A 14,360-nucleotide genomic window follows, 5' to 3' on the forward strand; every position below is an offset into this window, starting at 1 on the left:
GCGGGGTGGCATATGCATAGATCGTTTCGATCTAGATGCATCGCTGATTAGCGATATCACGCATGTTAAAGTCACCGGCTCGAAAACGGCCCGCAGGCCGCCCCGGGTTTACCCGGTCCATAACGAAACGTGAGTAGCCATGGTTGACAAACTGACGCATCTGAAACAGCTGGAGGCGGAGAGCATCCACATCATCCGTGAGGTCGCCGCCGAGTTCGATAACCCGGTGATGCTGTACTCGATCGGCAAGGATTCGGCCGTGATGCTGCATTTGGCGCGCAAGGCATTCTTTCCTGGAAAACTGCCATTCCCGGTCATGCACGTCGATACTCGCTGGAAATTCCAGGAGATGTATCGTTTTCGCGACCAGATGGTCAAGGATCTGGGCCTGGACCTGATTACCCACATCAATCCCGATGGCGTAGCGCAGAATATCAATCCGTTCACCCACGGCAGCGCCAAACACACCGACATCATGAAGACCGAAGGCCTGAAGCAGGCTTTGGACAAACATGGTTTCGATGCCGCTTTCGGCGGTGCCCGACGTGACGAAGAAAAGTCCCGGGCCAAGGAGCGCGTTTATTCGTTCCGCGACAGCAAACACCGCTGGGACCCGAAGAACCAGCGTCCCGAGCTGTGGAATGTCTATAACGGCAACGTCAACAAGGGCGAGTCGATCCGCGTGTTCCCGCTGTCCAACTGGACCGAACTGGACATCTGGCAGTACATCTACCTTGAAGGCATCCCCATCGTACCGCTGTATTTCGCCGCCGAGCGCGACGTGATCGAGAAGAACGGTACGTTGATCATGATCGACGACGATCGCATCCTCGAACATCTGACCGATGAAGAGAAGTCACGCATCGTCAAGAAAAAGGTCCGCTTCCGCACCCTCGGCTGCTACCCGCTGACCGGCGCGGTGGAGTCCGATGCGACCAGCCTGACCGACATCATTCAGGAAATGCTGCTGACGCGAACTTCCGAACGCCAGGGCCGGGTCATCGACCACGACGGCGCTGGGTCGATGGAAGAGAAGAAACGTCAGGGTTATTTCTAAGGAGGATGTCACATGTCGCATCAATCTGATTTGATCAGCGAGGACATCCTCGCCTATCTGGGCCAGCACGAACGCAAGGAAATGCTGCGCTTTCTTACCTGTGGCAACGTCGATGACGGCAAGAGCACGCTGATCGGCCGTCTGCTGCACGACTCGAAGATGATCTACGAAGACCATCTGGAAGCCATTACCCGCGATTCGAAGAAGTCCGGCACTACCGGCGATGATGTCGATCTGGCGTTGCTGGTAGACGGCCTGCAGGCCGAACGCGAGCAGGGCATCACCATCGATGTCGCCTATCGCTATTTCTCGACCGCCAAGCGCAAATTCATCATTGCCGATACCCCGGGCCACGAGCAGTACACCCGCAACATGGCCACTGGTGCATCAACCTGTGACCTGGCGATCATTCTGGTGGACGCGCGCTATGGCGTGCAGACCCAGACCCGGCGTCACAGCTACATCGCTTCGCTGCTGGGCATCAAGCACATCGTCGTCGCCATCAACAAGATGGACCTCAACGGTTTCGATGAAAGCGTCTTCGAGTCGATCAAGGCGGACTACCTCAAGTTTGCCGACGGTATTGCCTTCAAGCCGACCACCATGGCGTTCGTGCCGATGTCGGCGCTCAAGGGCGACAACGTGGTGAACAAGAGCGAGCGTTCGCCCTGGTACACCGGTCAGTCCTTGATGGAGATTCTTGAAACCGTTGAAATCGCCAACGACCGCAACTACACCGACCTGCGATTCCCGGTGCAGTACGTCAATCGTCCAAACCTCAACTTCCGTGGTTTTGCCGGTACGCTGGCCAGCGGCATCGTGCATAAGGGTGATGAAATCGTCGTGCTGCCTTCGGGCAAGAGCAGCCGCGTGAAGTCCATCGTCACGTTCGAGGGCGAACTGGAGCAGGCTGGACCGGGTCAGGCGGTGACGCTGACCATGGAAGACGAGATCGACATCTCCCGTGGTGATTTGTTGGTGCATGCCGACAACGTTCCGTTGGTCAGCGATGCGTTCGACGCCATGCTGGTGTGGATGGCTGAAGAACCGATGCTGCCGGGCAAGAAGTACGACATCAAGCGTGCGACCAGTTACGTGCCGGGCTCGATTGCCAGCATCACTCATCGGGTCGATGTGAACACGCTGGAAGAAGGGCCTGCGAGCTCCTTGCAGTTGAACGAGATCGGCCGCGTCAAAGTCAGCCTTGATGCCCCCATCGCGCTGGATGGCTACGACAGTAACCGCACCACCGGCGCCTTCATCGTTATCGATCGGTTGACCAACGGCACCGTGGCGGCGGGCATGATCATCGCCAAGCCGGTTTCGGCGGGTGGCTCGCAGCATCATGGCGAGCTGGCTCACGTATCCACCGAAGAACGTGCGCAGCGTTTCGGACAACAGCCTGCCACGGTGCTGTTCAGCGGATTGTCTGGCGCAGGCAAGAGCACACTGGCGTATGCGGTCGAGCGCCGGTTGTTCGACATGGGCCGTGCGGTCTATGTGCTGGACGGCCAGAACCTGCGTCATGACCTGAACAAGGGCTTGTCCCAGGATCGTGCCGGGCGTACTGAGAACTGGAGTCGTGCCGCGCATGTCGCGCGTCAGTTCAACGAAGCGGGCTTACTGACTTTGGCCGCGTTTGTTGCACCGGATGCCGAAGGGCGTGAGCGCGCCAAGGTGTTGATCGGCAAGGAGCGTCTGATCACTGTCTACGTCCAGGCCTCGCCAGCTGTCTGCCGCGAACGCGATCCGCAAGGCCTGTATGCCGCCGATGGCGATAACATTCCGGGCGAGTCCTTCCCGTATGACGTGCCCCTGAATGCCGATCTGGTGATCGACACGCAGACATTCAGCGTGGAAGAAAGCGTCAGGCAGGTGCTGGAGCTGCTGCGTGAGCGCGGCGCGATCTGATTACAAGCACTGACACCTTGTCAGTTATCTGAGCGGACGCGGAGCGTCCAGAGCTGCATGCCACGCGGAGCATGGGTACGAGAGGGGTTCCAAGGGCATCTCTCGTTCCTCACGCTCCAGCGCGGGAATGCCTTTCATGACGCTCCGAGTCACCGTTTTGCGTCACACAGCGCCCACAAAAAAGCCCGCCGCAGATGTCTCTGCGGCGGGCTTTTTGTGTTGTGGCATACGTTACTTTTTCAAGCCGTAATGCTCATCCAGCATGCCTGGGGAGTTAGGCGACTTGGGCGCGTAATCCTTCGGTGTCTCGGTATCCCGCGGTGGGGTCAGGCGGTCGCGATGATCGCGATGCGCATGGTTGGCCTCCGGATGCAGGGCGGCCAGCAGGCGTTGACGGGTCAGCTCATCAAGGGCCAGACGGTTGGCGCCCTCGGCGAGGTGTTCCTGAACGTCCTGATAACTCTGCGAAAGCTTTTGTACCAGATTGGCCGTGCTGTTGAAGTGAGTGACCACCTCGTTCTGATAGGTATCGAAACGCTCCTGAATGTCATCCAGCTGGCGCTGAGTGCTGTTCGGAACGGTGTTGGGCAGCAGACGTGCCACCAGGAAACCAATGACGACACCGGCAACCAGGGCGAGCGTCGGCAGCAACCAGACTAAGAGCGAGTGTTCCACGAGTCCTTCCTCTATAAACGGCTTTGCTTTACGTTAACGGCTCGAACCTGCGCTGTATACCCGCGACATGTCGTTGATATGCAAGCCGCAGACAATCAGCTAGACGAGTCGACCCATTTCGAGGTCACGGAGTTCTGTTTTGCTCATGCGTGAAACCCCATTATTTATCGATGGCCCAGAAGGGCAGCTCGAAGCGCTGTATCAGGATGTACCCGACGCCAGAGGCGTTGCGCTGATCTGCCATCCTAACCCGATCCAGGGCGGAACGATGCTCAATAAAGTCGTTTCGACGCTGCAGCGTACCGCACGCGACCAGGGTTTGATTACCCTGCGCTTCAATTATCGCGGCGTCGGTGCCAGTGCCGGCACATCGGTTGCCGGGCCGGGCGAGATTGAGGATGCCCAGGCTGCCGCGCAATGGCTGCGGGCGCAACACCCGGATCTGCCGATGACGCTATTCGGTTTTTCGTTCGGTGGCTATGTCGCCGCGAACCTTGGCGGAAGGCTCGAAGCGCAGGGTGAAAAACTCACCCATCTGTTCCTGGTCGCGGCAGCGGCCTCACGGCTTGAGGATCAGCGTGTGCTGCCACAAAACTGCCCGCTGACGATTATTCAGCCCGAGAACGATGAAGTGATCGATCCCGAGACTGTCTATGCATGGTCTGCTGCGCTGCAACGTCCCCATGAGCTGCTGAAAGTGGCAGAATGCGGACACTTTTTTCACGGCAAGCTGACCGATCTGAAAGATCTGCTTCTGCCGCGACTTCCCAACTGATTGCAGCCTTTAGATAAGCGACTTGCCATGACCACTCGTATCCTGACCGGTATCACGACCACCGGCACTCCCCACCTGGGCAACTACGCGGGCGCGATTCGTCCGGCCATTGTTGCCAGTCGCCAAAGTGACTTCGATTCGTTCTATTTCCTGGCGGACTACCATGCTCTGATCAAATGCGATGACCCGCTGCGTATTCAGCGCTCGCGTCTGGAAATCGCAGCGACCTGGCTGGCTGCCGGGCTGGACGTTGATCGCGTGACCTTCTATCGCCAGTCGGACATCCCGGAGATTCCGGAACTGACCTGGCTGCTCACCTGCGTCGCCGCCAAGGGCCTGCTCAATCGTGCGCATGCCTACAAGGCATCGGTCGACAAGAACGTCGAAGGCGGCGAAGACCCGGACGCGGGCATCACCATGGGCCTGTACAGCTATCCGGTACTGATGGCTGCCGACATCCTGATGTTCAATGCGCATCAGGTTCCTGTCGGCCGTGACCAGATTCAGCACGTCGAGATGGCGCGTGACATCGGCCAGCGCTTCAATCACCTGTTCGGCAACGGCAAGGAATTCTTTGTCATGCCCGAAGCGCTGATCGAGGAGAGCGTCGCCACTTTGCCGGGGCTGGACGGTCGCAAGATGTCCAAAAGCTACGACAACACCATTCCGCTGTTCAGCAGTGCCAAGGAGATGAAAGGCGCCATCTCGCGCATCGTCACTGACTCGCGTGCGCCCGGCGAAGCAAAAGATCCGGATACGTCCCACCTGTTCACGCTGTATCAAGCGTTCTCGACGCCTGAGCAGTGCGCTGAATTCCGCTCTGAGCTGTTGCAAGGGCTGGGTTGGGGCGAGGCGAAGAATCGTTTGTTTACGTTGCTGGACGAACAGCTGGGTGAAGCGCGCGAGAACTACCTCGGGCTGATCGAACGTCCGGCTGACCTGGAAGACATTCTGCTCGCCGGAGCCCAGAAGGCGCGTCGTGTGGCCACGCCGTTCCTTGAGCAACTGCGTGAGGCAGTCGGCCTGCGCTCGTTCCGTACCGTCGTGCAGAATGCCGATACCGGCAAGAAGAAAGCCAGCAAAGGCGCGCGATTTGTCAGTTTCCGTGAAGACGACGGCAGTTTCCGTTTCCGTCTTCTGGCAGCCGATGGCGAGCAACTGCTGCTGTCGCGCACTTTTGCCGACGGCAAGGCTGCCGGGATTGTCAGCAAACAGCTGCAGCAGGGCGGCGAGCTGGATCTGCGCAGCGAAGACGACCGTTTCACCCTGTGGCTGGACGGCGAGTGTGTGGCCGACAGCCCGGTGTTTGCCGACGCTGCTGCGCGTGAAGCCGCCATCCAGACCCTCAAGCTGGCGCTCGCTCCTCAACAGGACTGATTGCCAATCCCCAGGGTCGTCGCTACAGTGACGACCCGTTTTTGCCGCCTTGCTAACGAATTATGACGCCCCTAGAACGATATCAAGCTGATCTGAAACGCCCGGACTTCTTCCATGATGCTGCGCAGGAAAATGCTGTGCGTCATTTGCAGCGCCTGTACGACGATCTGGTTGCCGCTCACGGCAGCAAGCCCGGCCTGTTCGGCAAGCTGTTTGGCAAGAAAGAGCCGACTCTGGTCAAAGGCCTGTATTTCTGGGGCGGGGTCGGGCGCGGCAAGACGTATCTGGTCGATACGTTCTTTGAAGCGCTGCCTTTCCAGGACAAGGTCCGCACGCACTTTCACCGCTTCATGAAGCGTGTGCACGAAGAGATGAAGACCCTCAAGGGCGAGAAAAACCCGCTGACGCTTATCGCCAAGCGTTTTTCCGACGAGGCGCGGGTCATCTGTTTCGATGAGTTCTTTGTCTCCGACATCACCGACGCCATGATTCTGGGCACGCTGATGGAAGAGTTGTTCAAGAACGGCGTGACACTGGTGGCGACGTCGAACATCGTTCCCGATGGCCTGTACAAGGACGGTCTGCAGCGTGCGCGGTTCCTGCCTGCGATTGCGCTGATCAAGCAGAATACCGACATCGTCAACGTCGACAGTGGCGTCGATTATCGTTTGCGTCACCTTGAGCAGGCCGAGTTGTTCCACTTTCCGCTCAATGAAGCTGCGCAAGACAGCATGCGCAAAAGCTTCAAGGCGCTGACACCGGATTGCGCGGAAACCATCGAAAACGATGTGCTGATGATCGAAAACCGCGAAATCCGCGCGCTGCGCACGTGTGATGACGTGGCCTGGTTTGATTTTCGCGAGCTGTGCGACGGCCCGCGTAGCCAGAACGACTACATCGAGCTTGGCAAGATCTTTCATGCCGTGCTGATCAGTGGCGTCGAGCAAATGGACGTCTCCACCGATGACATCGCCCGACGCTTCATCAACATGGTTGACGAATTCTACGATCGTAACGTCAAGCTGATCATCTCGGCTGAAGTCGAGCTGAAGGATCTGTACACCGGCGGCCGGTTGATGTTCGAGTTTCAGCGCACCCTCAGTCGCCTGTTGGAAATGCAGTCCCACGAGTTCCTGTCACGGGCGCACAGGGCCTGACGGCAGTTTCAAGCTGCAAGCCGCAACTCAGGCTTGTAGCTTGTAGCTTATAGCTTCTCCCTTTGACTCTCGAACTGGTGCCGGTACTGATTGGGTGAAAGCTCGGTGTGTTGGCGGAACAGGCGGGCGAAGAAGCTGGCGTCGTCGTAGCCGACTTCATAGCTGATGGTCTTGATGCTCTTGCGAGTACCTGACAGCAATCCCTTCGCTGTTTCGATACGCAGCCGTTGCAGGTAATGCAGCGGTTTGTCGCCGGTTGCGGTCTGGAAGCGGCGCATGAAATTGCGAATGCTCATGCCGTGTTCGCGAGCCACGTCCTCGAAGCGGAATTTGTCGGCAAAGTGCTCTTCCAGCCAATGCTGAATCTGCAGAATCACCACATCCTGATGCAGCTTCTGCCCGCCGAAGCCGATACGTCCCGGCGCATAGGTGCGGCGCACTTCATAGAGAATGTCGCGGGCCACGGCCTGGGCCACGTTGGCGCCACAGAATCGCTCGATCAGATAAATGTACAGGTCGCATGCCGAGGTGGTGCCTCCAGCGCAATACACGTTGTCGGCGTCGGTCAGGTGTTTTTCCTGATTGAGCAGCACGTTGGGGTAGCGCTCGGCGAAAGCACTGAAGAATCGCCAATAGGTGGTTGCTTCCTTGCCGTCGAGCAGTCCGGCCTCGGCGAGCCAGTAGACGCCGGTGGCTTCGCCGCAGATTACCGCGCCGTTGGCATGTTGTTCGCGCAGCCAGGGCAGGATCTGCGGGTAGCGCTGGCAGAGGATGTCGAAGTCATCCCAGAAGGCCGGGATGACGATGATGTCGCTTTGGCACAGTGCCCCGTCCACGGGTAACGTGACGTCGCTGAAGCTGCTGACCGGGAGCCCGTCCGGGCTGATCAGACGGGTTTCGAAGGCGGGTACCAGGCCTTGGCCCAATTGCTTGCTGTAGCGCAGGCTGGCCAGGTGGAAAAAGTCCTTGGCCTGCATCACGGTGGAGGCGAACATTTTATCGGTGGTCAGGATGCTGACGCGCCGTAGAAGGGCGGTTTGCTGAATCGGCATAATCTTTATTCTTATATGGGTAAATGGTCAAGCAACGGCTGGATCGTCTTATTTTTTGACGATTATGTCCAGTCTGCCTTGGCAGGCATCCCGAGAGCCTATGAGTGATGGCTTTGTGCTTCGCCGGCAAATATCCATCAATCGGCCCCTCGCAGGCAATAAACAGAACGTGAACAACAAAATCCGGTTGAGGTTATTTTCGCAGTCTGTATAATCCGCCAGCTCTTTGCAGTGGAAGTGATGCGCCGTCTGCCGAAGAATCTTGCCGTATAACGGACGCGCTGACCCGAGCCCCCGATAGCGTCTGTTTCCGGCTGCCTTTGACTTGTCAAAGTACGCACTATTCAGTAAGATCCGCCGTCTAATTTTCAGGGCGGCCCCTGAGGCTATAAAGAATGAAAACTTTTACTGCTAAACCGGAAACAGTTAAGCGCGACTGGTTCGTCGTCGACGCTGCTGGTCAGACCCTGGGTCGTCTGGCCACCGAAATCGCGAGCCGTCTGCGTGGCAAGCACAAACCGGAATACACTCCGCACGTTGACACCGGCGACTACATCGTCGTGATCAATGCCGAGCAGATCCGCGTTACTGGTGCCAAGACGACCGACAAGATCTACTACTCACACTCCGGTTTTCCGGGCGGGATCAAGTCGATCAACTTCGAAAAGCTGATCGCCAAAGCTCCTGAGCGCGTGATCGAGACCGCGGTCAAAGGCATGCTGCCTAAGAACCCGCTGGGTCGCGACATGTATCGTAAGCTGAAAGTCTATGCGGGCGCTGTACACCCTCATACTGCTCAGCAGCCCCAAGAACTGAAGTTTTAACGGAATAGTTCATTATGTCGGCGACTCAAAATTACGGCACTGGCCGTCGCAAGACCGCAACCGCACGCGTTTTCCTGCGTCCGGGTACTGGTAATATCTCGATCAACAACCGCACTCTGGAAAACTTCTTCGGCCGCGAAACTGCCCGCATGGTAGTTCGTCAGCCGCTGGAACTGACCGAGACCGTTGAAAAGTTCGACATCTACGTCACCGTTATCGGTGGCGGTGTAAGTGGTCAGGCTGGCGCAATCCGCCACGGTATCACTCGCGCTCTGATGCAGTATGACGAGACGCTGCGCGGCGCTCTGCGTAAAGCAGGCTTCGTGACTCGCGATGCTCGTGAAGTTGAACGTAAGAAAGTCGGTCTGCGTAAAGCGCGTAAGCGTCCGCAGTACTCGAAGCGTTAATTCGCTTTTCGTTCGAAGCTCTTTTTTCAAAGGGCTTCGTTCGAAGCTGTTCGTTCAAAGAAAAAACGTCCACCTCCTCTCGGAGCTGGGCGTTTTTTTATGGGCGCGGTCTTTATGGGTTGGCGGGTCTCAAGCTCTCCTGCTACGCACATATCGCGGGGCTCATAGCCTACCGATGCAAGATTGCAGAATTTACATCGCGTAAATAAGCTATCTTGTCGCCCGCGACGAACACCTGTCCTGTTGCGATCATTATCGGAGGCGCCTTGAGGCGCGTTCGTTCGTGTTTCCGATAAATTTTAACAAGCGAGGAGGATCACCATGGGCGTGACCAACCGGTTGGCCTGTTACTCCGACCCCGCCGACCACTATTCCCATCGCGTGCGCATGGTGCTCGCGGAGAAAGGTGTCAGCGCCGAAATCATTGAAGTCGTGGCAGGTCGTCATCCGCCTCAGCTTATTGAAGTGAACCCTTATGGCAGCGTACCCACCCTGGTCGATCGTGATCTGGCGTTGTACGAGTCGACGGTGGTGATGGAATATCTGGATGAGCGTTATCCTCATCCACCCTTGTTGCCTGTTTATCCGGTGACCCGTGCCAACAGCCGTCTGTTGATTCACAGGATTCAGCGTGACTGGTGCGGTCTTGTGGACCTGATCCTGGATACTCGCAGTAAAGAGCCTGCTCGTGTTCAGGCGCGCAAGGAGCTGCGTGAAAGTCTGACCGGGGTTTCTCCGTTGTTCGCGGAAAAAGCTTTTTTCATGAGCGACGAGCTAAGTCTCGTTGATTGCTGTCTATTACCCATACTCTGGCGTTTGCCGATTTTGGGTATTGAACTGCCGCGGCCAGCCAAGCCGTTGCTTGATTATATGGAGCGCCAATTTGCGCGTGAGGCTTTTCAGGCGAGTCTGTCTGCTGCCGAACGTGAAATGCGCTAAGGCTTAAGGAGCCGTTAATGAACTCCAGTCGCCCTTATCTTGTTCGTGCTCTTTATGAGTGGATCGTCGATAACGATTGCACTCCGCATGTGCTTGTCAATGCGGAGTACCCGTCCGTTCAGGTCCCTCAGGGGTTCGCCAACGATGGACAGATTGTCCTGAATGTTTCGCCCAGTGCTGTGCGTCATCTGCACATGGACAACGACGCCGTCAGCTTTGAAGGTCGCTTCGGCGGCGTGCCACACACGCTTTACGTGCCTGTTGCTGCCATCCTGGGTATTTATGCCCGGGAGAACGGGCAGGGCATGGTCTTCGATCTGGAGCCCTCTCTTGAGGGTGTAGAAGAGATCGAGATTGAAATCGAAGAAGATACGCCGCCAGACAGCGAGCCGCCGCGTCCAAGCGGCCGGCCGAGCCTGAAAGTGGTCAAGTGACACGGTGCTGAAACAGCAGCGCTGAAATAAAAAAAGGCGATCTCAGGATCGCCTTTTTCATGTCTGCCAGTTGGCCGTCAGTCGATGTACTCGAACAGTTTGACGATCTTCTGCACGCCAGAGACGCTTTGTACAAGGTTGGTTGCGCGGTTGGCTTCGTCCTGAGTCACCAGGCCCAGCAGGAATACGATACCGTTTTCGGTCACGACCTTGATGCGCGAGCCGGGGATCGACGCGTCAGCGATCATCTGGCTTTTGATCTTGGTGGTCAGCCAGGTGTCGTTATTGCGGGCCAGCAGCGAAGACGGCGCCATGACCTGGATCTCGTTATTGACCTTCTTGACGCGCTGGACTGCGCTGGCGGCCTGTTCGGCCATTGCCTTGAGGTCTGCGCGCGGTGTCTGGCCTGCCAGCAGTACGATGCCGTTGTAGCTGGTCACAACGATGTGCGAACCTTCGGCCAGATCGGGGCTTGCCTTGGAGATATTGACGGCCGCCTTGGTTTCGATCAGTGAGTCATCGATCTTGCTGCCAAAGGTGCGCGTGCCGCGATCATCCTCGATCGGTTTTTCGCGAGCGGCTGTGATCACCGAACTGCATCCGGTGATGCTGAGGCACAGTGTCAAAACCAGTAGGCTGAGACGATTAGGGGTCATTCTTCACTCCCGAACAGTTGGCTGTCGATCAGATCGCAAAGGCAATGGATCGCCAGCAGGTGGACTTCTTGTATGCGTGCCGTGACGTTGGCCGGTACGCGGATTTCCACGTCCTCCGGCAATAGCAGGGAAGCCATCCCGCCGCCGTCGCGTCCCGTCAATGCTACGACAATCATTTCACGATCATGTGCGGCCTGGATGGCCTGAATAATATTCGCCGAGTTGCCGCTGGTGGAAATAGCCAGCAATACATCGCCCGGCTGGCCCAGTGCGCGGATCTGTTTGGAGAAGATTTCGTTGTAGCTGTAATCATTGGCAATCGAGGTGATCGTCGAGCTGTCAGTGGTCAGCGCAATGGCTGGCAGGCTCGGCCGCTCACGCTCGAAGCGGTTGAGCAGTTCCGAGGAAAAGTGCTGCGCATCACCCGCCGACCCACCGTTGCCACACGAGAGCATTTTGCCTTCGTTGAGCAGGGCATTGACCATGACCTGGCTGGCTTGCTCGATATAGGGTGCAAGGACTTCCATCGCCTGTTGCTTGGTTTCGATGCTGGCCTGAAACAGCCGGCGAATTCGGGATTGCATGTCCATCAATGTGACCTTAATTAGAGCGTACGGCGGCGGGACGGATGCGCCGGGGTCTCCCGGATGCTATCCGGCACACAGGGTGTGCAGCCGGCAAAACAAATAGCGAAATCGATGATGGCAGAGGCGGGTTGCAGGTCTTGAAGGTAGTCGGGCTGTTCGCCCTGATGCACTTCAGCTGTCAAAAGCGCTTCTGATCCAGTTCAGCGGTGCGGCACTGCCAGGGTCGCCTTCAATAGCGATCACGTCGAAACGACAGGGGTGATCGGCCCATTCCGGGACCTGTTGCAGAAAAAGCTGTGCGGCAGTGACGAGTTTCTCCTGCTTGCGAAAATCGACGCTTTCGACAGCGCCACCCCAGCCAGCGTGGCGGCGATAGCGAACTTCGACGAATACTACTGTATCGCCGTCAAGCATGACTAGATCAAGCTCGCCGCGTTTGCATAACCAGTTTTGTTCGATGAGACGCAGCCCCTGCTGTTGCAGATACTGCAGGGCGAAGGCTTCTGCCTCGCGCCCTGCCTGCTGTCGGGTGCCGCGTTGCATCAAGGGGCGGTGTCCGGCAGGCGCTGAATCTTGCCGTCCACAAACTCTGCCCATGGCAATTGACGCTCGATACGGCGACCAGGGCTCATGCTCAGGCTGCCGGAGAGGCCGTCGATGCGGGTATCAGGCATCGCCTTGAGTTGGCCAAGGCGCGGGGCCAGGCGGTAAGCATCGATGCCCATCGCGTACAAGCGACCCAGGCTACCCGCAGCCTGCGGCCATTGCGCCGTCACTTGCTGGCGCAGCGGGTCGTCGGCGTTGAGCAGCCATGGTGTTTCGCAGAAGCGCACGCCGTTCAGGTCCATGTACTGCGCGTGGTCATTGCTGTTGGTAAACAGGTGTGACGTCGCATACACCGGAACGTCGCCAGCATACTGGAAGACCATGGTCGGTTTGATTTGCTGCGCTTGCTGAGGTGTGGCGGCGAGGAACATGAAGTCGATGTCCTGGCGACGGCTAGGCTGTGCTGCTACCTGAGTGCCGGCAGTGCTTTGCAGGCGTTGGGCACGACCTTCACTGTTACGCAGCTGGAACAGATCGGCGACCTGTTGGGCCAGCTCTACCGGCTGATCGACGTGCTCGGCTGCAATCAGCGTACCGCCCTTCGCTTGCCAGGCTTTGCGGAAGGCATCCAGAACGCGGTCGCCCCATTCGCCTTTTGGCACCATGGCAACGGCACTGCGCTTGCCGTCGGCCCACGCGCGGCGGGCCACTTCGCGGGCTTCGTCTTCTGCGGCCAGACCGAATTGATACAGCTGCGCCGGGCCTTCCGTGCCCATGTCACTGTAGTTCAGCGCCAATGTGGTGATCGGCAATTGCTGGCGGCTGTTGAGCTGTTTTACGAGGTTCTTTTCCAGCGGGCCGACGACCAGTTGAACACCGGCAGCCTGTGCCTGACGATAGAACTCATCCATCGAGGTGATGCGCGAGCTGTCGAAGACCTGGATGGCAGGCGGGTTTTCACCTGCCTGCTGAGCCTGGAAGTGCGCAGCCATGAAGCCTTCACGCAGTGCCTTGGCGACCGATGCCAGTTGGCCGTCCTGCGGCAACAGCAGGGCGATTTTGGTCAGCGGCTCACTGGTCAAGGCGCGCAGTTTGGCGAGGGCAGTAGGCAGTTGCAGGGCGGCAGGGTGTTTCGGGTTCTGTGCTTTCCAGTTGTCGATGGCAGCCTGTTGCTGATCAAGCGTACCGGCACCTTTGATCGAGCGCGCGAGGTTCAGCCAGCCGCCCATGTCGTCGGTAGCGGAGCTCTGCAGTTGCTCGGCCGGAAGGGCGGAGACCAGCGTCCAGATCGCATCATTGTTGGCGCTGAGGTCTGCGCCCTGCAGGAGCGGTCCGGCAACAACCCGTTCGTGAACGGCAGCCAGCATCTGGCCGTCGGCTTCCAGCGCGCGCGCCTTGACCATGTGGGTACGAACCTGCTGTTCGACCGACAGTTCACCCAGGCGCTGCATGCTCGGATGATTCAGGGCGGTCAGCGCGGCCTTGGGTTGATTGCGACCCATCGCCAGCTCGGCGGAAAGCGTGCTGGCGTAGACCTGAAGACCTGGCTTGAGTTGATCAAGCTGGACCTGGCCAAGGATCTGCGCTGCGCGTCCTGCGTCGTTCTGGCGGCTGGCCAGGTCGGCAGCACTCAAGCGCAGCGTTGCGGCCTGCTCGGGTGTTTTGGCGTTGGCAGCCTGATCGAGCAATTGCTCGATGCTGGCATCAGGGGTGCGCGGTAGCTCGCCAAGGCTGGACGAGGGTGAGCTGGCGCAGGCTGCAAGAAGCGCAGCGAAGCAGAGGGCAGAGAGCAGCCGCAGACAAGCGATCATTGGTATGTTCCTGATACTCGAGCGAATTAACGTGGAATTGTACCCAAGCGCTGGCCGGGGTGCGACGTCGAAGGTATGTAAAGCCGTGATATTGATCGCGTTAGGGTCATCTGCCGACCAAATCGTTCAATTCGGGGCTGTCGGCGCGTGCT

15 protein-coding genes are annotated in these 14,360 nt (G+C 58.1%); 9 read left to right on the forward strand and 6 right to left on the reverse strand.

The features are described from left to right. Positions 1 to 139 precede the first annotated feature (139 nt). Positions 140 to 1,057, forward strand: a complete 918-nt coding sequence (cysD, locus tag N018_RS04515; protein WP_007248973.1) for a sulfate adenylyltransferase subunit CysD — start codon at positions 140 to 142, stop codon at positions 1,055 to 1,057. 12 nt (positions 1,058 to 1,069) lie between these two features. After that, positions 1,070 to 2,968, forward strand: coding sequence for a sulfate adenylyltransferase subunit CysN (gene cysN, locus N018_RS04520; protein WP_024645903.1), 1,899 nt, complete (start codon positions 1,070 to 1,072; stop codon positions 2,966 to 2,968). Between the two features lie 231 nt (positions 2,969 to 3,199). Here the strand turns inward: cysN and N018_RS04525 are convergent, their stop codons facing one another. Then, on the reverse strand, positions 3,200 to 3,643 hold the full coding sequence (locus tag N018_RS04525; RefSeq protein ID WP_010427491.1) for a YhcB family protein: 444 nt from the start codon (positions 3,641 to 3,643) through the stop codon (positions 3,200 to 3,202). Between the two features lie 145 nt (positions 3,644 to 3,788). Between N018_RS04525 and N018_RS04530 the strand changes: the two genes are divergently transcribed. From N018_RS04530 to zapE, 3 genes are all read left to right on the forward strand, one after another. Then, entirely contained in the window at positions 3,789 to 4,418 is a 630-nt protein-coding gene (locus N018_RS04530; RefSeq protein WP_024645904.1) for an alpha/beta hydrolase, read from the forward strand. A 27-nt stretch (positions 4,419 to 4,445) separates the two neighbouring features. Beyond that, positions 4,446 to 5,795, forward strand: a complete 1,350-nt coding sequence (locus tag N018_RS04535) for a tryptophan--tRNA ligase (RefSeq protein ID WP_025388929.1) — start codon at positions 4,446 to 4,448, stop codon at positions 5,793 to 5,795. 62 nt (positions 5,796 to 5,857) lie between these two features. Further along, positions 5,858 to 6,952, forward strand: coding sequence for a cell division protein ZapE (zapE, locus tag N018_RS04540; protein ID WP_024645906.1), 1,095 nt, complete (start codon positions 5,858 to 5,860; stop codon positions 6,950 to 6,952). A gap of 47 nt (positions 6,953 to 6,999) precedes the next feature. Here the strand turns inward: zapE and N018_RS04545 are convergent, their stop codons facing one another. Beyond that, a complete protein-coding gene (locus N018_RS04545) occupies positions 7,000 to 7,905 on the reverse strand; it encodes a GlxA family transcriptional regulator (protein ID WP_195757180.1) in 906 nt (301 codons plus the stop codon). Positions 7,906 to 8,399: 494 nt separating this feature from the next. Here N018_RS04545 and rplM point away from each other — a divergent pair, with 494 nt between their 5' ends. The 4 genes from rplM (at position 8,400) to N018_RS04565 (ending at position 10,608) form a co-directional block, all read left to right on the forward strand. Continuing rightward, entirely contained in the window at positions 8,400 to 8,828 is a 429-nt protein-coding gene (rplM, locus tag N018_RS04550) for a 50S ribosomal protein L13 (RefSeq protein ID WP_002555065.1), read from the forward strand. A gap of 14 nt (positions 8,829 to 8,842) precedes the next feature. Then, positions 8,843 to 9,235, forward strand: coding sequence for a 30S ribosomal protein S9 (rpsI, locus tag N018_RS04555; protein ID WP_003216038.1), 393 nt, complete (start codon positions 8,843 to 8,845; stop codon positions 9,233 to 9,235). Between the two features lie 321 nt (positions 9,236 to 9,556). Continuing rightward, positions 9,557 to 10,174 carry a glutathione S-transferase N-terminal domain-containing protein gene (locus N018_RS04560; RefSeq protein WP_024645908.1) on the forward strand — a complete coding sequence of 206 codons (618 nt, stop codon included), beginning with the start codon at positions 9,557 to 9,559 and terminating at the stop codon, positions 10,172 to 10,174. 17 nt (positions 10,175 to 10,191) lie between these two features. Beyond that, positions 10,192 to 10,608, forward strand: coding sequence for a ClpXP protease specificity-enhancing factor (locus N018_RS04565; protein WP_024645909.1), 417 nt, complete (start codon positions 10,192 to 10,194; stop codon positions 10,606 to 10,608). 77 nt (positions 10,609 to 10,685) lie between these two features. On the opposite strand, the gene N018_RS04570 is transcribed toward N018_RS04565, so the two are convergent. From N018_RS04570 to N018_RS04585, 4 genes are all read right to left on the reverse strand, one after another. Then, the gene (locus tag N018_RS04570; protein WP_024645910.1) at positions 10,686 to 11,264 is read right to left on the reverse strand and encodes a BON domain-containing protein; all 579 of its coding nucleotides are present in this window, start codon (positions 11,262 to 11,264) and stop codon (positions 10,686 to 10,688) included. Then, positions 11,261 to 11,854, reverse strand: coding sequence for a phosphoheptose isomerase (locus N018_RS04575; protein WP_024645911.1), 594 nt, complete (start codon positions 11,852 to 11,854; stop codon positions 11,261 to 11,263). Before N018_RS04575 ends, N018_RS04570 begins: the two co-directional genes overlap by 4 nt. Positions 11,855 to 12,022: 168 nt before the next feature. Continuing rightward, positions 12,023 to 12,394, reverse strand: coding sequence for a YraN family protein (locus N018_RS04580; RefSeq protein ID WP_032632871.1), 372 nt, complete (start codon positions 12,392 to 12,394; stop codon positions 12,023 to 12,025). Continuing rightward, the gene (locus N018_RS04585; RefSeq protein ID WP_024645913.1) at positions 12,394 to 14,208 is read right to left on the reverse strand and encodes a penicillin-binding protein activator; all 1,815 of its coding nucleotides are present in this window, start codon (positions 14,206 to 14,208) and stop codon (positions 12,394 to 12,396) included. The genes N018_RS04580 and N018_RS04585 overlap by 1 nt, the downstream gene beginning before the upstream one ends. Positions 14,209 to 14,360: the final 152 nt, after the last annotated feature.

The organism is Pseudomonas syringae CC1557, assembly GCF_000452705.1.
In the GTDB taxonomy this organism is placed as follows: domain Bacteria; phylum Pseudomonadota; class Gammaproteobacteria; order Pseudomonadales; family Pseudomonadaceae; genus Aquipseudomonas; species Aquipseudomonas syringae_F.